Here is a 17,178-nt window from a genome sequence, read left to right on the forward strand (position 1 = left end):
GTTTCATCCCGGACTAACTACTGTTGCAACAGGCCAAGCTGCAAGGGGAGGCTTTTTGCCAGTATTCCCCTTTGCGCCTCCGCGGGTGCAATCTGGCAATACCATTCTGTGCAAAAAAAGCCTAAGCGACAAGTGCTTCGGCTTTTTTAAGGTCAACCGATACCAGTTGACTAACGCCTTTTTCCTGCATCGTTACACCAAACAGGCGATCCATGCGTGCCATGGTCACCGCATGGTGGGTGATGATCAAGAAACGCGTATCGGTTTGGCGGCACATCTCATCCAAAAGATCACAGAAACGGGTCACATTGGCATCATCCAGCGGTGCGTCGACCTCATCCAGCACACAGATTGGCGCAGGGTTCGACAGGAAGACCGCAAAGATCAGTGCCATAGCTGTGAGGGTCTGCTCCCCACCGGACAAAAGCGACAGAGTCGAGAGCTTCTTGCCCGGCGGCTGGCACATGATCTCCAGCCCAGCGTCCAGCGGATCATCACTTTCGACCATAACAAGATTGGCTTCTCCACCGCCAAAAAGATGAGTGAACAGATTGGCAAAGCTGGCATTCACCTCCTCAAAGGCGGTCAAAAGGCGCTCACGTCCTTCGCGGTTCAGGCTGGCAATGCCGCTACGCAAGGTTTTTATCGCCTCTTCCAGATCTGCCTTTTCGGACACCAATTCGTCATGTTCGGTCTGGATTTCGCGTGCGTCTTCCTCGGCCCGCAGATTGACCGCACCCAGGGCATCACGCTGCCGCTTGTGGCGGTTCACTTCCGCCTCCAGCTCTTCCGAGCGCGGCATATCTTCGGGGTTCACATCAAGCTGCTCCAGCAGGACCTGCGGTGTGCAATGCTGATCCTCAAAGATGCGCTCAGCTGCGTGCCCCACGGTTTCGCGCGCCGCCTCGCACAGCGCTTCCGAACGCGCCCGTGCCTCACGCCCTTCAGAGGCTAGACGCTCTGCCTCGCGTTCATTCTGGACCAGATCGCGCAAGGCGGCTTCTGCGGTGACAAGTGCTTCGGTCGCATCGGTCTTGCGCAGCTGAGCCTCTTCAATGGCTTCATTCAGCTCTTCGCGCTTTTCGGCGATTTCCGCAGGAACCGCATGGGCATCCTCCAGCTCTTCCTGGGAGGTCTCGCGCCGTTCGGCCAGTTCTTCTATGCGACGTTCTGCCGTATCCAGGCGATGACGCCAGCCTGAAACCTCTTTGGTCACCTGCTGCGCACGCTTGATCCTGGCTTCTCCCTCACGGCGCAGTTCATCATGGGCAGAGCGGTGCGTCAGCATGGTGATCCGTGCCGCCTCAACGCTCTGCTTGATATCCTCAACCGCCGCACGGGCAGCATCTAGGTCTCCCAGATCGGCCAGCGCTGTCTCAGCGTCTTTTAGCTGCAAACGCGCGTTCATTGCGTCTTCACTATGACGGGCAACCGCAATTCCCAGTGTTTCCAGCTTTCCTTCAGCAAGGTTACGCTCTGCTTCAGCCCGGCTGAGCGCCCGTGCTGCATCTGCGACGCGCTGGTCTGCGACCCGCCGTGCCTGGCGTGCGTTTTGATCGGCCTGGCTGACTTCTTCGAGTTTGCGCATCAACATCTCATGGGCCGCCCTTGCCCCATCAGCCTTTGCACTGACTCGTTCCATATCCTGCTTCAGCGCTTCCAGCCGGTTCAATTGCTCCAGACGCAGCGCAGCAGCGCTAGGCGCGTCCTCCGCCCAAGCCCGGAAACCATCCCAACGCCAGATATCCCCTTCCAGTGTAACCAGACGCTGCCCTGGCAAAAGCTGTGGCTGCAGCTCGCGGGCGTGGTCGCCATCGATCAGACCAATCTGACCGATTCGACGCGACAGAGCCTCTGGTCCGGAGACATGCTTCGCAAGGGGCTCCACCCCGTCGGGCAGCGGGGCATCACGCTCATAGTTTGGCAGAGAGATCCAACCCGTTGGCCCATCCACTGCAGCCAATGGTGCGCGCAGGTCATCCGCCAGGGCCGCACCCAAGGCCTTCTCATAGCCAGGGGCCACGCTCAGTTCATCCAGAATTTGACCGCTTTCCGCCGTGTCCCGCTCCACCAGTTTGGCAAGAGCAGTCACCTCCGCGCGCAAAGCGCCAAGCTCGCCTTCTGCTTCAGAGCGCTGAGCCCGCGCATCAGATTCAAGCGATTGAGTCTCCGTCCGCGCTTCATCAGCTGCAGCCAGCGCCTCTTCTGCCATTTCGGCTGCCTCGCGCGCTTCTTCCTCTGCGTCGACTGCCGCCTCAAAGCCTTCTTCTGCCTGCTCCAGAGCTTCCCGCGCCTGGGCCTGAGCAGCTGCTGAGGCCTCCCCTTCGCGTTCAGCTCTGTCCAAGGTGCGTTGGCAATCCTCTACCAAACGGCGTGCAGACTGATAGCGCGCCGACAGCCGCGCCACATCCTCATTCAGATGGGTCAGGTGATCCTCGCGGCTTTCCAGGATTTGGCCAGCTTCCCGCGCAAGCTCCCCCGCTTCGGCCAGCTTGTCGTCATGGCCCTCGCTGGCCTTGGCCAACTCCCGCTGCTCCCACTCCAACCGTTCGATGGTCTCACCTGCGTCGCGGTTCAACCCGGATTCTCGGTCGATATCATTGCCCAGCTGCTGGATCCGACTCACCAGCCGTTCGATAGCTTGTCGGGCCTGTGCTTCCTGATCCCCCAAGGCATCGCGTTGCACTGAGAGGCGCTGCAAAATCGCGGCGGCGATGGCCTCTTCCTCACGAAGCGGGGGCAAACCCTCTTCGGCCTCTGCGCGCTTGGCTGCCGCCGCTCGTGATAGGCTCTCGGCCTTGGCAGCTTGGGTCACGCGGATGGTCAACTCTTCTTCTGCGGAAAGCCGGGCATCATCGGCTTCGCGCCAGCGCCGGTACAGCAGCATTCCTTCTGCAAGGCGCAGTTTTTCACCGATATCGCGATAGCGCTGTGCCTGGCGCGCCTGACGGGCAAGTTGCCCCAGTTGCCCGGCCAGCTGCTCCACAACATCATCAACCCGCAGAAGATTCTGCTCGGTGTTCTTTAGCTTCAACTCCGCCTCATGGCGACGCTGATACAGCCCCGAAATCCCCGCCGCTTCTTCCAGGATGCGACGCCTGGATTTGGGCTTGGCATTGATCAACTCAGAGATCTGCCCCTGCCGCACCAGGGCGGGCGAATGGGCGCCGGTAGAAGCATCCGCAAAGAGCATCTGCACATCACGGGCGCGAACGTCCTTGCCGTTGGATTTATAGGCACTGCCAGCATCTCGCGTGATCCTGCGGACAATCTCCAGCTGATCACTGTCATTGAACCCCGAGGGAGCCAGCCGCTCGGAGTTGTCGATCAAGAGATTGACCTCTGCGAAATTGCGGGCCGAGCGCGACGATGTACCGGCAAAAATCACATCTTCCATGCCGCCACCGCGCATCGCCTTGGCTCGGGTTTCCCCCATGACCCAGCGCAGCGCTTCCAGCAGGTTCGACTTACCACAGCCATTGGGCCCAACCACACCTGTCAAACCGTCCCCGATGATCAGATCGGTCGGATCAACAAAGCTTTTAAAGCCACTGAGCCTGAGTTTGGAAAAGCGCAACGCCTATCCCTGCTGTGATTCTTCTGACCTCCGAGTCGAGCAGCAGAGGGCACAGCCTGTCAACGCTAACTGAAGTGCCTCTGGACCTATCACCCCGCTGGAACCGCTTATTCCTGTGGATAACCAAGGGTAGGCGTGGAAGAGCCGGTACAATTCAGAATTCCCGTCATCAGCGCCTGATCTCCCAGCACCCCTGAAACCCGGCACCCGCTCACGCTTTCCATTGCCTTAGCTGCCCGCTGCCGCAAAGGCCCAAGGCGGGGGGCATATTCGGGATTGATGCGAAGGGCCTCGGCCAAGTTACCCCGCAGACGGACATCAAATGTGCTGCCCTCAATGGTAACGCGCGTTGCGACCTGCCCTTTGAAATGGGGATCGGGTGTGCTGCAGGCAATCAAGACAGACAGGGGGAGATAGGTAAGAAACCGCATAGCATCGCCAGAGTTGCTCAACCCTGACGAGAACTCCAGCCTTTTCTAGCCAAGCCATCCACATCTAGTCAGTCATTTCTTCCCGCAAAAGTAGCCCAAGACGCCTGATACCTTCTATGATGTCACGCTCCGGAAGAGCGGAAAAACTCAGCCGCAGCGTGTTGCTGCCGCTGCCATCCGCAAAGAAAGCCTGCCCAGGAACAAAAGCGATGCTGTGGCGCTTCAGTGCCTGCTGTAGCAGGTCTGCCCCATCCAGACCCCTTGGTAATGTCAGCCAGACAAACATCCCACCTTCGGGGCTGCTCCAGGAAACCCCTTTGGGCATGTGTTCTTTCAAGGCCGTCAGCATTGCATCCAGACGCGCGCCATAAGCAGCGCGTAGCTTTGCAACATGTCCCTCAAACTCTTGGGAGGCAACCTGGTGTACGGCGATCTGGTTCAGAGTCGCCGTATGAAGATCAGCGGCCTGCTTCACCAGTACCAGCTGTGCAATGACCGGCTTTGCCGCCACCACCCAGCCCAGGCGCAGACCAGGGGAGAGCGTTTTGGAGAAAGAACCGCAATAAATGGTCCGGCAATCTTCGATACTTCCTTTGCGCGCGATCTCCAGCGCCAGAACCGGTGGCTGATCCTCTCCCTGATAGCGCAGCGCCTGGTATGCGCCGTCTTCGATGACCGCGCAGTCCAACTCCTCCGCCAAATTCAAAAGCGCCTGCCGCCCCGCTTGCGGCATGGTCTCACCGGTGGGATTGGCAAAGTCCGGCGAGAGATAGGCAAACTTCACCCGGCCCCCAGCTTCTTCTGCGGCTTTGGCATAGCTGGCTGCGTCGCGGTTCCCGCCGGAATTTAACTGATCATAGTTGGGCTCATAGGCGTTATAAGCGGAAAGCGCGCCGAGATAGGTTGGTGCATTGACCAACGCAGTATCACCCGGAGACAGAAACAGCTTGCCCAGATAATCCAGGGCCTGCTGCGAACCGGAGGTGATCAGAATATTCTGCGGTGTGCATGATATGCCTAGCTTTGCCATTTCGCCCGCGATCCACTCTCTGAGTGGTAGGTACCCCTCACTTACAGAATACTGCAGGGCTGCCGCCTGGTTCTCCGGGGTCAGGGCCCCTTGGAAAGCCTGAGAGAAGGCTGCCGCCGGGAAAAGCGACGGATCGGGGATACCGCCGGCAAAGGATAGTAGCCCCGGTTGGTCCAGCAGTTTCAAGAGCTCGCGGATTTCCGATGCCGTCATACGCGAGCTTCGCGTTGCAAATAATTCTTCCAGAAACATGGTAAGTACTCCTGACCTATCTATCTCACCATAGGTCCATTTCAATAAGAGTCAACATCATTGACCTTTTATTTCACAGAACACCCAATAGGCTTTGCCATTGTTGCGCAATCCTTGTGGCCTTGCTCGCCGCCCGGTCATATGATTTTACCACTTCCATTGGGTTCCCCACGGCCCGAACAATGAGAAACCCCATCAGAGGCCTCCATGCCGTTTCAGAAGATACAATCCGAAAAGCTCTCTGCCTCTGTTGTGCGCCAGATTGAGCAGCTGATCCTACGCGGCATCCTCTCTCCCGGAGAGCGCCTCCCGGCAGAGCGAGAGCTGGCTGAAAGGCTGGGCGTTTCACGCCCCTCTCTGCGTGATGCAATCGCAGAGTTGCAGGAAGGCGGCCTTCTCACTGCGCGGGCCGGATCAGGTATCTTTGTCGCGGAAGTGCTGGGATCAGCATTCTCACCGGCATTGATCCGGCTTTTCGCCACCCATGACGAGGCGGTCTTTGACTACCTCAGCTTTCGTCGCGACATGGAAGGCCTGGCAGCAGAACGCGCTGCACAATTCGGCTCTGATGCGGACTTAGAAGTGATCCAAACCATCTTTGACAAGATGGTTGCAGCGGGCGACCCTGCCCTATCGGATGAAGCCGCCAGTCTGGATGCACAGTTTCATTCTGCCATCATGGATGCCAGCCATAATGTTATCATGCTGCATATGATGCGCTCCATGTTTGACCTGCTGCACGAGGGGGTGTTCTACAACCGGCGGATCATGTTCAGTCGTCACACTACCTATGAAGCCTTGCTGGGCCAGCACCGGGCAATCAATGCTGCGCTGCAAGATCGCGATCCTCTTCGCGCCCGCCAAGCGGTTGAAGACCACCTAGACTATGTGAAGCAATCTCTGATCGATCACCAGCGCAGCGAGCGCAACGCGGAGATTGCAAAACAGCGCCTTGATCACGAAAAGCAGAAATCCTGAGCAGCCTTTGCCGAAACCCGTCTATTCCGCACCCTTGCGGATGATTTCATAAAGCGTGCCTTCCGCTTCAGAGGGGCTTTCCCAAAGGCCCGAGGCCAAGGCAAACACCTCCTCCGATACATGCATCGCATGGGTTTCCCCCTGCTCCCTGTTGCGGCGCTGCACCCTCTGCCAGCGCTCATCTGAAGGCACTTCAAGCACATGCAGGCGGAACTCAAATCCTGCCTCCTGAATACGCTGGAAAAAACCCACCCGCGCGGCACTCTGCAATAGGCCCAGTTCCAGAACCGCATGTTCCTGGTGCGGCAGCAGGTCACGGGTCAGCTCCCAGATCTGCTCCAGACAGCGGGCCTTGCGGGTGCGGTACCAGTCCCAGATCTGGCCGTCCGGGCGGTCCGGACTGAACAAACGGGCCATCCAATAGTCCAGATTGAGCAGAACTGTCCGGTGCTCACGGGCCAGCCGCAACCCATAGGTGCTCTTCCCGGCTCCGTCTGGGATTCTATCAAATGCACTATTGCGATAGGGTATGAAGCTGACAGAAACCGGGGCGTGTCAAGCCTCCGCTTTGCAAGCAGAGGCCACTCGCAGCTTCCAGAGGACAAAGGTTGGCGAGAACAGTCCATTCTTCGCCGCAATCGAAAAGTACCTTTCCCCAGCGGAAGTCCAGAATACCCTATCAGATCCGCCGCAAGCGGCGTTTCACAGGACAGGGGGAACCGGGACACATGAGCCGTATCCGCAACAAGATTACAACCGTTGAACAAGCCATGGCACTGATCCGGGACGGGGATGTGGTGACCACCACCGGCTTTGTGCAGAGCTGCATCCCGGAGATGCTGCATGCGGCGCTGGAAAAGCGGTTCCTGGATGAAGGCGCGCCGCGGGACCTGACCCTGATCATGTGTGCAGGTGCCGGCGACAGTAAGGGGCTGGGCACCGGTCGCCTTTATCATGACGGATTGCTGCGCCGGGTGATCGCCGGCAATTTCGGGCGCATGCCCAAGGTGGCGCAGGCGGCGCAGGAAGAGAAGATCTGCGGCTATAACCTGCCGCAGGGTGTGATCTCGCAGCTCTATCGCGCCTGCGCCGCAGGTCAGCCGGGGCTGTTCTCCAAGGTGGGCCTCCATACCTTTGTCGACCCGCGCCACGGCGGCGCCAAGGTCAATAAGCGTACCCAGGAGGATATCGTCAAGCGGCACGAAATCGACGGAGAGGAATGGCTGTTCTACAAGGCCACCAAGATCGATGTCGCCTTCATCCGCGGCACCAGCGCTGATCCGGCCGGCAATGTCAGCATGGAAAAAGAAGCGCTGACCTTGGACTGTCTGGCCCAGGCCATGGCCGCGCATAACAATGGCGGCATTGTCATTGCCCAGGTGGAGCGCATCGTCGAAGAGGGCTCGATCAAGCCCAAGGAGGTCAAGATTCCCGGCATCCTGGTCGATTGCGTGGTGGTTGCTGACACGCCCGAGATGCACCGGATGAACTACGGCGTTCTGCATGATCCGGGCCTCTCCGGCCAGATCCGGGTACCGGTCGAGGGCATGCCAAAAATGCCCCTGGATGCGCGCAAGATCATTGCCCGCCGGGCGGCCTTTGAGCTGCCCCCCAATGGTGCTGTGAACCTGGGCGTCGGCGCTCCTGACGGGGTCGCGGCCATTGCCAATGAGGAAAAGGTCACCCCCTACATTACCCTCACAACCGAAGCCGGGGCCGTGGGAGGCGTGCTGGCCGGCGGATCGAGTTTTGGGTCGTCGCGCAACGCGGATGCCATCATCGATCAGAATCAGATGTTCGACTTTTATGACGGCGGCGGTCTGGACCTCACTTGCCTAGGCATGGCGCAATGCGACCGGGAGGGGAATGTGAACTCCTCCCATTTCGGCGGCCGCCTCAATGGCTCCGGCGGTTTCATCAATATCTCGCAGAACTCCCGCGCTGTGGTCTTTGCCGGGACATTTACTGCTGGCGGACTGCAGATCGCAGTCGAGGACGGCAAGTTGCGCATCGTTCAGGAGGGGCGCAACAAGAAATTCGTGCGCTCCATCGATCAGATCACCTTTTCTGGCACCTATGCCTGCAGCCGGGCCCAGCCGGTGATCTATGTGACCGAACGCTGTGTCTTCCAGCTGACCGCACGCGGGCTGGAGCTGATCGAGGTGGCGCCGGGCATCGACATTGAACGCGACATCACCAGCCTAATGGGCTTTAAGCCGATCATCGAGAACGTCATCCCCATGGACCCGCGAATCTTCCGGGATGAACCCATGGGGCTCTTGGATGATCTTCTGAATGTGAACCTGCCAAAACGGGTCACCTATGATGCCGGTCGGCACACTCTGTTCCTCAACCTCGAAGGCTGGAGCGTCAAGAAACGCCAGGACATCGAAGATCTGGCCCGAGTGCTGGAAGAAACCTTTGCCAAAAGCGGTAAGGGCGTCAGCCTGGTGGTGAACAAGAACGGCTTCCGCGTCGCAGAAGACCTGCAGGATGAGTATTCCGCTACGGTTGAGGCCCTGCTGGAGGCAGGCAGCGAGAGCATTGCCCACTACACCACCAGCGCCTTTATGCGCCTGAAAATGCAGGACACGCTGTCTACCCGAAGCGTGCAACCGCATATCTTTGAAAGCAGCGAAGAAGCGCAGCAGGCGATTTGGGGGTCGTAGGAAACTAACCAAAGGCTGAAACGCTTTTTGGAATACATCAGGGCAGCACCTGACCCAGGGCGGGTGCGATAGCGCCCTCCCGTGGGAGGGGCCGGGCGCTGCCCGGCCTATCGGCCGGGTGTGGCTTAGCAAGCAAAGCGGTTTGAGTTTTCAGGAACCGGCTCAAGAGCAACCCACTAAAGGGAAGATCGCACGCATTAGGCCCCAGCCCGGACGGGAGCAAAAGCCGCACGCCATGGGGCGAGCAGACGAGTGCCCGTCACCCTGTGGATGGTGCTCACCTGCTGGGAGGCATAAGGCCTGGAAAGGCTTCAGACAAAGAACCCGGCCAAAAAGGCCGGGTTCTTTGATCTGAGCAGTGCGCCAGCTTAGTGCAGCTTGGCGTCTACATCTGCGATGGCGGCGTCGATCAGCTTGTTTGCCTCAGCCGCGGTCATCTGCTTTGCGATCACTTGATCGGCAGCAGCAACGGCTATGGTGATGGCCTGATCACGTACTTCCTTCACAGCAGAAGCTTCTGCAGAATCGATCTGCTCTTCAGCAGCTGCGAGGCGGCGGGCGATGGATTTCTCCAGCTCAGCCTTTGCTTCCTCTGCAGCGCGTGCAGCGTCCTCACGTGCAGATGCAACAATGCTGTCGGCCTGAGCCTGAACTTCTTGTTGCTTGCGCTCGTAATCCGCCAGAACAGTCTGAGCCTCTTCACGCAGGGCGCGGGCTTCGTCCAGTTCTTTTTGGATGCCGTCAGCACGGTTATCCAGCTGTTTTCCCAGCAAGCTGGGAACTTTGACAAACAGCAGGATGCCAACAAACAGCAGGAAACCAAGGGCAACAACCAGGTTGGTGTTGGTCAGGCTCATGCCGCCGCCAGCTGCCAGTGCAGGGCTTGCGGTGCCAAGGGTCAGGGCAAGTGCCAGTACTGTGCGCATGTCCTTATCCTTTCGTCCGTTCGGCAACCGCAGCTGCGATCGCTTTTGCATCTGCCTTGCCACCAAGAGCAGCGACCAGAGCTTCAGCGGTATCCGCTGCAACTTCTTTCACGCTTTCCAGCGCGCCTGCCTTGATTTCAGCGATAGCTTTTTCAGACTCAGCCGCTTTTGCAGAGATCTGTTCATCAGCCTTGGCAATTGCTTCGTTCAGGTCAGCCTGAATTTCAGCGCGGGTCTCGCCAGCGATACGCTGAGCTTCCGCCCGTGCATCTGCCAGAGCCTTGTTATAAGCATTTTCGGCCTCAACTGCCTTGGCTTTCAGATCTTCAGCCGCCGCGAGGTCGTTGGTGATGGTCCCCTGACGCTCTGCCAGAACCGCAGCGATGCGGGGCAGTGCGACACGCGACAGAATAAAGTAGATCGCGACCAGCGCGACAGCCAGCCAGAAGATCTGGTTCCCGAAGGTCGAGAAGTCCAGCTGCGGCATGCCCGGAGCAGATTCGGCGGCGCCGTGAGCTGCGTCTTGTGTATTTGATGCCATGTCGTTCTCCTTGGGAACTTGCCGTTACACCGGGCAGTACTGGCAGATGCCGTACTGCCCGGCCGTAAGGATAAAGTGTCCTAAGGTCTTAGACTGCGAACATCAGCAGCAGAGCAACCAGGAACGAGAAGATGCCCAGGGCTTCTGCAAAGGCGATGCCGATGAAGAGGGTTGCAGTCTGACCAGCAGCTGCGGATGGGTTGCGCAGAGCGCCTGCCAGGAAGTTGCCGGCTACGTGGCCCACACCGATTGCGGCTGCGCCGGAACCGATTGCTGCCAGGCCTGCGCCGATGAACTGACCGAGTTGTGCGATATCGCCTTCCATGGGTTTTCTCCTTACGATGGAATGTGGTGATTTCAGGTCTGGGTGAACCAAGCGCGGCTCACCCGGTAACTTGTTGTGCTATCCTGGCCTTAGTGGCTCGGGTGCAGTGCGTCCTTCAGATACACGCAGGTCAGGATGGTGAAGACATAGGCCTGGATGAAGGCCACCAGAACTTCGAGTGCATAGACTGCGGTGATGGCAAAGATCGGCAGGAAGCTGAACAGGCCCAGGGCTGCAGCAAAACCGGCGAACACTTTCAGAACCGCGTGGCCCGCCATGACGTTGCCTGCCAGACGAATGCTGTGGCTTACGGGGCGGACGAAGTAAGAGATCAGCTCGATCACGGCCAGGATCGGACGCAGGGCCAGAGGCGCGCTGGAAACCCAGAACAGACCGAGGAAACCAGCACCGTTCTTCACGAAACCAACGATGGTCACGGTGAAGAAGACCAGAGCCGCCAGAACCGCGGTCACGGCGATGTGCGAGGTGGTGGTGAAGGAGCCGGGGATCAGACCCAGGAAGTTGGCCATCAGAATGAACATGAACAGGGTCATGATATAGGGGAAGAATTTGACGCCGTCCTTGCCAGCAACATCTTCAACCATCTTGTAAATAAAGCCATAGGCCAGTTCAGCAATCGACTGCGCGCGGCCGGGAACGATGGCGCGGCGCGAGGAGCCCATGACCATCAGAGCAAAGACTGCCGCAACGGCCAGTGCGAGCCAGACTGTAACATTGGTGATCGCAAACATGCTGACGTTGTCGCTGGTGTAGGAGCTCACCTCGAACTGATCCATCGGATGGATCGCCAGGCCCGCGTGCTCTGGTGCAAAAATCACGCCGGACACCAATACCAGTGCCAGTGCTACGTAAAAGAACAGCTTGCCCATCGTTCCGCTTCTCCTGTCGCCGGGTGAATGATCATGAGGATCACTCCCGGGCTTCTCCGTTTTTGTCGGCCTCTTCGGCCAGTTTCTGTTCCTGGATCTCTTGCGCGGTGCGAAGCATCGTCTTCACCCCAGCCGCCAGGCCCAGCATTATGAACAGCACCATAAAGATCGGCAGAGTCCCAAACAGGTAATCCAGCCCGTATCCGATGCCAAAGCCGATCCCAAGACCGGCCACCAATTCAATCACCATTCGCCAAGCCTGATTGGCCAGAGAGTAGTGCTCATCCACGCGCGGCTTGGGCTCCTGGGCCTTACGCGCCGCCGCGAGCCGTTCCTCCAGCTGCGCCATGCGCTGCTTTTGGTCATCATCGGTCACGGGCGCCATCCTCACGCGAAATCTTGCCAGTGTGCTAAGGTGCTGGGGCCACAGAGTCAATTGAAGAGAGTCATCTTTTCCGGCGACCTTAAGTCGTTATTTTTAAGCAGAAAATCTCTCAATTGGGCCTGCTGCGCGCTTCTGTCGCCCTGGCTGAGGGCTGCGATCGAGCGAAAAACCCATATTCAACCAAGAGGTTGATTTTGAATTCCGGTGCGTTAGCCCCTTGAAATCCTCATTGGGTTTGCAGCCAAAGAGAACATCTGGGGAAGGGTAAACCCTTAGACCCTGACCTCGGGTTTTGCGCGACTTCCCTTTATGGGTCCCAACGCCTAATGTGCAGCCGATGACCAGCGAACTCGATACAGTTTTTGCCGCCCTGGCTGATCCGACCCGCCGGTCGATCCTGACCATGTTGTTGGAAGATGACATGGCCGTCACGGATGTGGCCGAACCCTTTGAGATGTCACTGGCAGCAATCTCTAAGCACCTCACTATCCTAACCCGTGCGGGACTGATCGCGCAGGAGAAACGAGGGCGGGTGAAATGGTGCAAACTGCAGCCAGACGCCATGCGGGCAGCCTCTGTCTGGATGCAAGGGTTTGGCCAGTTCGAGCCGGTCAATCTGGACGCCTTTGAACGTTTCCTTGCAAGCGAGCTGGGAAATGACCCGGCAGCTGAGGCCGGGTCCTGATACAGGCTTTAGCGGACAACAAAGACCGAGGCTTTGGAGTGCCGCACCAGATAGCCGCCATGGGACGAGAAGATATAGTCCAGGAGCCGCGGCGCATGGCTGCCCACCACCACCAGGTCGGCCTCGATCTCCTCAGCGGTTTTGGCCAGGATTGAATCCACCTCAGCGGCGATATCAACGGAATAGATCGCGATCCCATCCACCGGATTGCCTAGTCCTGCTCCGATTTCCCTCGCAAGCACAGCTACCATTTCCTCAGCCGCCTTGCCGCCGGGCGCGTCGCTCGCCTGCTCTCCGTAGACATTGACCAGGGTGAGGCGCGCCCCATCTGTGCGGGCGAATTTGATCGCCAGCTTCAGTGCCTTGGGCACGGGATCCGGCAACCTGAGATCCACGGGGATCATAATGTGCTTGAACATGCTTGCGCTCCTCCTTGTTAAAGGCGCGCTTCCCTTGTACGGATGATAGCACAGCACGGGTCCGGGGCCTTGATATCCCTCAATGCGCGGGCGCAGCCAGACTAGCTCCGGACCGGGTGCCGCTGATGCGCCCCTTCGAGCAGCAGATACAGAGCAGCCACAGTCAGCCCGATGCCGATCAGGATCAGCCCGCCTGGGGCTGGATTGCCCAGCGCAATCTGCCAGACGATCACCCAACTCGGCGTAAGATAAGTATAGGCCATCACCTTAGCCGAGGGCAGATGCAGGGTAGCAAATTGCAAAAGCACGAAAGTGGCAGCGCTGGCAAAGAGTGCCACATAAAGAAGCCCCACCCAAACCAGAAGGGACAGGCTCAGCCAATCGGTTGCAACTACGTCTCTCCAGCCCACAACACAGAGCACCAAAGCACCAGCGACCAGAGTACCAAACGTAAAGGCAATCGCGGGTTCGCCTCGGTTCAGTTTTCGCACAACAGGGGTGTAGATGGCATGGGCGACACAGCCCACGAAATAGATCATCTCCCCCCGCCCTATGTCAAAGGCCCGCAGAGCCGCAAGATCGGCACGAAAGATCACCCAGAGCGCCCCTGCCCCACCGATGCTCAGCGCTAGAGCCATGCGTGGCGTGGTGACCTGCCGCAAGAGCATCCAGCCAAAACCCGCGCTCAGCACAGGGGTCAGGGTAAAAACCGCTGCTGCGCTTACGGCTTCTGCGGTCTGCAGCCCGTAGAACATCAGCACAAAGTAGCTGGCGAAAAGCGCTCCCATGACGATGTAGCGCCAGAAAGCGGAGAAATAGCTCCGGCGGAGCTGCCTTCCTGCGGCGGCCACTGCACCGATTACCGCAGCCGCGATCAGAAACCTGGCCGCATTCAAGGCCATGGGCGTAATATCGTTGGCGATCAGCACCCCCAGCGAAAAGGACCCGGCCACCAGCATCGAAAACAGCAGCATAGCACCATGGGCACGCAGCGCCGGGCTCAAGCGTTCCACTCCTTGGCGCGCTCTTTCAGGAAGGAGAGGAAGCTCTGGACTTTGTTGGTGCGGTGCAGATCCACATGGGTGACCAGCCAGATGCTGCCCTCCCATTCCTTTTGCGGATCCATCATCTTGACCAGATCCGGACGGCGGGCGGCCTCCCACATGGACATGAACCCAATTCCAGCGCCGGCCATGATGGCCTCGCGGATGGCAACCCCGTCCGAGCAGCGGAAGATGATCGTTTCATCAGCGGTGTGCTCGCGCAGCCATTTGTTGAAAGGCGCGCGGCTGTTTTCGTTATCGGCACTGACGAACTGGTGGTTCTTCAAGTCCTCCAGCCCTTTGAGCATGCCGCGGCGCTCGACGTAGGATGGGGCGGCAAAGAGCCCGATCCGGTGCTTCAGGAAAGGCTGCACCACATTGTCCGGCTGATCCGGGGCATTGCCGGCGCGCAGCGCAACATGGGCCTCACCGTATTCCAGACGGAACAGACGCTCGCCGGTCAGATAGCGGATCACCAGGCCTGGGTGCATCTGCTGAAACTCGCTCAGCACTGGCACCAGCAAATGGGACATCGAGGAGAGGGAGGTCACCACCAGCTCACCGGAAACCTCATCCCCCTGCCCTTTGAGCCGCCCGACCAGCTGACTGAACTGATCGTCCGTCGCCTGAGCAACACGCAAAAGGTCCTGACCTGCCTCGGTTGGCGTATAGCCGCGGGCGTGGCGCTGAAAGAGCTTCACGCCAAGCCGCGCCTCGATGGCATCTATATGCCGGATAACGGTTGCATGATGCACGCCCAGAACCTCGGCCGCGCCGCTGACAGTGCCCATCCGTGCCACCTGATAGGCTGTGCGGACCTCATCCCAATTTTCCATAAGCCTTCTCCCTCTTCGCTGCGCTGGCATAGAGCGCCCCTGTTTCAAGATCAGGAAATCCAACAAATTCGCACAGAAGATGTGTCGAGACCCAGATTGCGTTCATTTTTGTAATAACCCATTTGTGAGGAAGACGAAACCTCACAATTTGGAAATCTCCCCATGACCTCCACAGTTTTGCATATCGACTCCTCCGCCCGCAGTGAAAGTTCCGTCACCCGCTCGCTGAGTGCCGAAATCACCCAAAAACTGGGCGCAGCGCGTGTTATCCGCCGCGATCTTTCCGCACCGCTGCCGCTGCTGGACGAAGCCTGGGTTGGCGCCAATTTCACCCCGGCAGATCAGCGCACTGAGGACCAGAAGGCGCTGCTCGCACTCTCAGACTCCCTGATCGCTGAGCTGAAAGAGGCAGACACCATCGTCATCGGCGCGCCGATCTACAATTTCTCGGTCCCCTCCACGCTCAAGGCTTGGATCGATCTGGTTGCCCGTGTTGGCGTAACCTTCCAGTACAGTGAAACCGGACCCAAGGGTCTCTTGGAAGGTAAGCGCGCCATTATCGCCGTGGCTTCGGGTGGCACTCAGGCAGGGTCTGATGTTGATTTTGCCACCACCTATCTGCGCCACGTGCTGGGCTTTATCGGCATCACCGAGGTGGAACTGGTTGCCGCTGATCTGCTGGCAGTGGATGCCGAAGGCTCCATGGCCAAGGCAAAATCCGCGATCGAAGCGCTGGCAGCCTGATCCAGCCAAGGCAAACAGCCTCAGCACCGCCTCCAAAAGAGGGCGGTGCTGAGGCTGTTCCCTCCCGCGCTTGACTGGCATGCTTTGCCAAAACAGATTCCGGGAGCAGGCAGTATGAAAAAGATCGGCATCTTGGGCGGCGTTGGCTGGGCCTCAACCCTGGACTACTACCGCGGCATCTGCGCCGGAGCTTGGAGCCACCAACGCGAGGCTGGAACCGCCCCCAAGAGCGGCCCTATACCGGTCCCGCGGATCACCATAGAATCTGTCAACCAGGCTGAAACCCGCAGCCTGCGCGGCATGCAGGACGATGAGCAAAGCTGGGCGGATTTTGATGCAGTGTTTCATGAGGCCTTGTTGACGCTCGAAGTTGCTGGCTGCGACTTTGCAGTCATCGCCAGCAACACCCCCCATGCACGCTTGCACTCCATAACAAGGGGCGTGGCCATGCCCGTGTTGAGCATCTATGAGGCAACTGCCAGTGCTGTATTGCTGGCAGGGGCGAAGAAGGCCCTGGTCATCGGTACTTCGGTAACACTGCAATCCCCGAACTATTCCCAGGTAATGACGGAGCACAGTATCCGCACCCTCGGCCCCCTGCCGGAAGAGGAGATCGCCGAAGCGCAGGCCATGATTGATGAGGATTTCCACGGAGGTGCATCAGAGAATGCTCGAGAGCGCCTGCTCCAGTTCTGCCACCGCAACGCAGAGCCCGGAACTGCGGTGATCCTGGCCTGTACCGAATTGCCGCTGGCCTTTCCGGATCAGATTGATGACCCCATTTTTGAAGCCGAGGGCTTCTTGTTCATCAATACCTCTGCCGCACATATCACTGCCGCGCTTGAACGGGCAATGGGCTAAGCCCTGCCCAAGCGCTGGCAAACTGTGGGGAAATTAGAGCCAGCGCACTTCGCAGCCGATGCGTCCCATAAAGCTCAGAAAATCGGCTCGTGTCATCACGACTGTCCGGTCATTGACCAGCGGGTGCATGTTGATCACATCAACCTCCTGTGCAGCACTATCCATGTAGAAGATCACACCCTTCTCGACGCCGGTGATCATCGCCAAGGGGCTGACCGCACCGGGGCGGATACCAAGATTTTCCAGCAGCCGATCTGCCGAACCAAAGCTGAGGCCCGGTGCACCGATCTCTTTGCCCAGCGCCTTGAGGTCAATCTCCCGATCCTGCTCCAGCGAAATCAGGTAATTGCGTTTCTTACGATCGCGCAGATAGAGATTCTTGATCTTCAGGCTGTGGACTCCCGGCACTTCCATGTCAGCCTCAACCTCTTTGGCATCTTCCACGGTGCGCAGCGGAACGTGCTCATGCAGAGTATAGGCAAGCCCCAAGTCCTGCAGATGCGTCAAAAGCGCATCCGACGAAAGAGGCAGGCTATCCTGGTGGACTGATGATGCATCCATGGGGGATTTCTCCGCTAGGTCATTT

Annotated in this window: 18 protein-coding genes; 5 read left to right on the forward strand and 13 right to left on the reverse strand. The window is 58.7% G+C overall.

Annotated features, from left to right (window positions below; translation table 11 throughout):
* Window positions 1–121: 121 nt before the first annotated feature.
* The 3 genes from RSK20926_RS05770 to RSK20926_RS05780 form a co-directional block, all read right to left on the reverse strand.
* Window positions 122–3,577 (reverse strand): chromosome segregation SMC family protein, encoded by a 3,456-nt coding sequence (locus RSK20926_RS05770; protein ID WP_008205030.1) that lies wholly within the window; start codon window positions 3,575–3,577, stop codon window positions 122–124.
* Window positions 3,578–3,684: 107 nt separating this feature from the next.
* Window positions 3,685–4,008 carry a hypothetical protein gene (locus RSK20926_RS05775; protein WP_008205032.1) on the reverse strand — a complete coding sequence of 108 codons (324 nt, stop codon included), beginning with the start codon at window positions 4,006–4,008 and terminating at the stop codon, window positions 3,685–3,687.
* 64 nt (window positions 4,009–4,072) lie between these two features.
* Window positions 4,073–5,290 carry an aminotransferase-like domain-containing protein gene (locus RSK20926_RS05780; protein ID WP_008205033.1) on the reverse strand — a complete coding sequence of 406 codons (1,218 nt, stop codon included), beginning with the start codon at window positions 5,288–5,290 and terminating at the stop codon, window positions 4,073–4,075.
* Window positions 5,291–5,497: 207 nt separating this feature from the next.
* On the opposite strand from RSK20926_RS05780, the gene RSK20926_RS05785 reads away from it, so the two are divergent.
* Complete coding sequence (locus RSK20926_RS05785; RefSeq protein WP_008205034.1) at window positions 5,498–6,268, forward strand: FadR/GntR family transcriptional regulator; 771 nt, start codon at window positions 5,498–5,500, stop codon at window positions 6,266–6,268.
* A 21-nt stretch (window positions 6,269–6,289) separates the two neighbouring features.
* Here RSK20926_RS05785 and RSK20926_RS05790 read toward each other — a convergent pair whose 3' ends face one another.
* Entirely contained in the window at window positions 6,290–6,799 is a 510-nt protein-coding gene (locus RSK20926_RS05790; RefSeq protein WP_083805741.1) for an AAA family ATPase, read from the reverse strand.
* Window positions 6,800–6,996: 197 nt separating this feature from the next.
* Between RSK20926_RS05790 and RSK20926_RS05795 the strand changes: the two genes are divergently transcribed.
* Window positions 6,997–8,937 carry an acyl CoA:acetate/3-ketoacid CoA transferase gene (locus RSK20926_RS05795; RefSeq protein WP_008205036.1) on the forward strand — a complete coding sequence of 647 codons (1,941 nt, stop codon included), beginning with the start codon at window positions 6,997–6,999 and terminating at the stop codon, window positions 8,935–8,937.
* A gap of 368 nt (window positions 8,938–9,305) precedes the next feature.
* On the opposite strand, the gene RSK20926_RS05800 is transcribed toward RSK20926_RS05795, so the two are convergent.
* The 5 genes from RSK20926_RS05800 to RSK20926_RS05820 form a co-directional block, all read right to left on the reverse strand.
* A complete protein-coding gene (locus tag RSK20926_RS05800) occupies window positions 9,306–9,863 on the reverse strand; it encodes a F0F1 ATP synthase subunit B (protein WP_008205037.1) in 558 nt (185 codons plus the stop codon).
* A gap of 4 nt (window positions 9,864–9,867) precedes the next feature.
* Window positions 9,868–10,404: a F0F1 ATP synthase subunit B' gene (locus RSK20926_RS05805; RefSeq protein WP_008205039.1), complete on the reverse strand. Its 537-nt coding sequence runs from the start codon at window positions 10,402–10,404 to the stop codon at window positions 9,868–9,870.
* Between the two features lie 88 nt (window positions 10,405–10,492).
* Complete coding sequence (locus RSK20926_RS05810; protein WP_008205040.1) at window positions 10,493–10,729, reverse strand: F0F1 ATP synthase subunit C; 237 nt, start codon at window positions 10,727–10,729, stop codon at window positions 10,493–10,495.
* Window positions 10,730–10,818: 89 nt separating this feature from the next.
* On the reverse strand, window positions 10,819–11,619 hold the full coding sequence (locus RSK20926_RS05815) for a F0F1 ATP synthase subunit A (protein ID WP_008205041.1): 801 nt from the start codon (window positions 11,617–11,619) through the stop codon (window positions 10,819–10,821).
* 40 nt (window positions 11,620–11,659) lie between these two features.
* Entirely contained in the window at window positions 11,660–12,004 is a 345-nt protein-coding gene (locus tag RSK20926_RS05820; protein WP_008205042.1) for an AtpZ/AtpI family protein, read from the reverse strand.
* A gap of 337 nt (window positions 12,005–12,341) precedes the next feature.
* Here RSK20926_RS05820 and RSK20926_RS05825 point away from each other — a divergent pair, with 337 nt between their 5' ends.
* Window positions 12,342–12,689 (forward strand): ArsR/SmtB family transcription factor, encoded by a 348-nt coding sequence (locus RSK20926_RS05825; RefSeq protein ID WP_008205043.1) that lies wholly within the window; start codon window positions 12,342–12,344, stop codon window positions 12,687–12,689.
* 8 nt (window positions 12,690–12,697) lie between these two features.
* Here RSK20926_RS05825 and RSK20926_RS05830 read toward each other — a convergent pair whose 3' ends face one another.
* The 3 genes from RSK20926_RS05830 to RSK20926_RS05840 all read right to left on the reverse strand — a co-directional run bounded on the left by RSK20926_RS05830 (window position 12,698) and on the right by RSK20926_RS05840 (window position 14,987).
* A complete protein-coding gene (locus tag RSK20926_RS05830; RefSeq protein ID WP_008205044.1) occupies window positions 12,698–13,108 on the reverse strand; it encodes a universal stress protein in 411 nt (136 codons plus the stop codon).
* Between the two features lie 101 nt (window positions 13,109–13,209).
* Entirely contained in the window at window positions 13,210–14,112 is a 903-nt protein-coding gene (locus RSK20926_RS05835) for a DMT family transporter (RefSeq protein WP_037254151.1), read from the reverse strand.
* On the reverse strand, window positions 14,109–14,987 hold the full coding sequence (locus tag RSK20926_RS05840) for a LysR family transcriptional regulator (RefSeq protein WP_008205046.1): 879 nt from the start codon (window positions 14,985–14,987) through the stop codon (window positions 14,109–14,111). Before RSK20926_RS05840 ends, RSK20926_RS05835 begins: the two co-directional genes overlap by 4 nt.
* A gap of 162 nt (window positions 14,988–15,149) precedes the next feature.
* Here RSK20926_RS05840 and RSK20926_RS05845 point away from each other — a divergent pair, with 162 nt between their 5' ends.
* Both RSK20926_RS05845 and RSK20926_RS05850 read left to right on the forward strand, forming a co-directional pair.
* On the forward strand, window positions 15,150–15,731 hold the full coding sequence (locus RSK20926_RS05845) for an FMN-dependent NADH-azoreductase (RefSeq protein ID WP_008205050.1): 582 nt from the start codon (window positions 15,150–15,152) through the stop codon (window positions 15,729–15,731).
* Between the two features lie 114 nt (window positions 15,732–15,845).
* Complete coding sequence (locus tag RSK20926_RS05850; RefSeq protein WP_008205051.1) at window positions 15,846–16,592, forward strand: aspartate/glutamate racemase family protein; 747 nt, start codon at window positions 15,846–15,848, stop codon at window positions 16,590–16,592.
* Between the two features lie 33 nt (window positions 16,593–16,625).
* On the opposite strand, the gene RSK20926_RS05855 is transcribed toward RSK20926_RS05850, so the two are convergent.
* Window positions 16,626–17,153: a prolyl-tRNA synthetase associated domain-containing protein gene (locus RSK20926_RS05855; protein ID WP_008205054.1), complete on the reverse strand. Its 528-nt coding sequence runs from the start codon at window positions 17,151–17,153 to the stop codon at window positions 16,626–16,628.
* Window positions 17,154–17,178: the final 25 nt, after the last annotated feature.

This window comes from Roseobacter sp. SK209-2-6 (assembly GCF_000169455.1).
Lineage (GTDB): Bacteria > Pseudomonadota > Alphaproteobacteria > Rhodobacterales > Rhodobacteraceae > Pseudophaeobacter.

What these genes read in the sequence shown, in the direction of transcription:
- RSK20926_RS05810 (WP_008205040.1), bottom strand. Translation starts at nt 10,729, where the DNA reads ATGGAAGGCGATATCGCACAACTCGGTCAGTTCATCGGCGCAGGCCTG.
- RSK20926_RS05815 (WP_008205041.1), bottom strand. Translation starts at nt 11,619, where the DNA reads ATGGGCAAGCTGTTCTTTTACGTAGCACTGGCACTGGTATTGGTGTCC.
- RSK20926_RS05840 (WP_008205046.1), bottom strand. Translation starts at nt 14,987, where the DNA reads ATGGAAAATTGGGATGAGGTCCGCACAGCCTATCAGGTGGCACGGATG.
- RSK20926_RS05825 (WP_008205043.1), top strand. Translation starts at nt 12,342, where the DNA reads ATGACCAGCGAACTCGATACAGTTTTTGCCGCCCTGGCTGATCCGACC.
- RSK20926_RS05775 (WP_008205032.1), bottom strand. Translation starts at nt 4,008, where the DNA reads ATGCGGTTTCTTACCTATCTCCCCCTGTCTGTCTTGATTGCCTGCAGC.
- RSK20926_RS05805 (WP_008205039.1), bottom strand. Translation starts at nt 10,404, where the DNA reads ATGGCATCAAATACACAAGACGCAGCTCACGGCGCCGCCGAATCTGCT.
- RSK20926_RS05795 (WP_008205036.1), top strand. Translation starts at nt 6,997, where the DNA reads ATGAGCCGTATCCGCAACAAGATTACAACCGTTGAACAAGCCATGGCA.
- RSK20926_RS05850 (WP_008205051.1), top strand. Translation starts at nt 15,846, where the DNA reads ATGAAAAAGATCGGCATCTTGGGCGGCGTTGGCTGGGCCTCAACCCTG.
- RSK20926_RS05830 (WP_008205044.1), bottom strand. Translation starts at nt 13,108, where the DNA reads ATGTTCAAGCACATTATGATCCCCGTGGATCTCAGGTTGCCGGATCCC.
- RSK20926_RS05855 (WP_008205054.1), bottom strand. Translation starts at nt 17,153, where the DNA reads ATGGATGCATCATCAGTCCACCAGGATAGCCTGCCTCTTTCGTCGGAT.
- RSK20926_RS05780 (WP_008205033.1), bottom strand. Translation starts at nt 5,290, where the DNA reads ATGTTTCTGGAAGAATTATTTGCAACGCGAAGCTCGCGTATGACGGCA.
- RSK20926_RS05800 (WP_008205037.1), bottom strand. Translation starts at nt 9,863, where the DNA reads ATGCGCACAGTACTGGCACTTGCCCTGACCCTTGGCACCGCAAGCCCT.
- RSK20926_RS05845 (WP_008205050.1), top strand. Translation starts at nt 15,150, where the DNA reads ATGACCTCCACAGTTTTGCATATCGACTCCTCCGCCCGCAGTGAAAGT.
- RSK20926_RS05785 (WP_008205034.1), top strand. Translation starts at nt 5,498, where the DNA reads ATGCCGTTTCAGAAGATACAATCCGAAAAGCTCTCTGCCTCTGTTGTG.
- RSK20926_RS05820 (WP_008205042.1), bottom strand. Translation starts at nt 12,004, where the DNA reads ATGGCGCCCGTGACCGATGATGACCAAAAGCAGCGCATGGCGCAGCTG.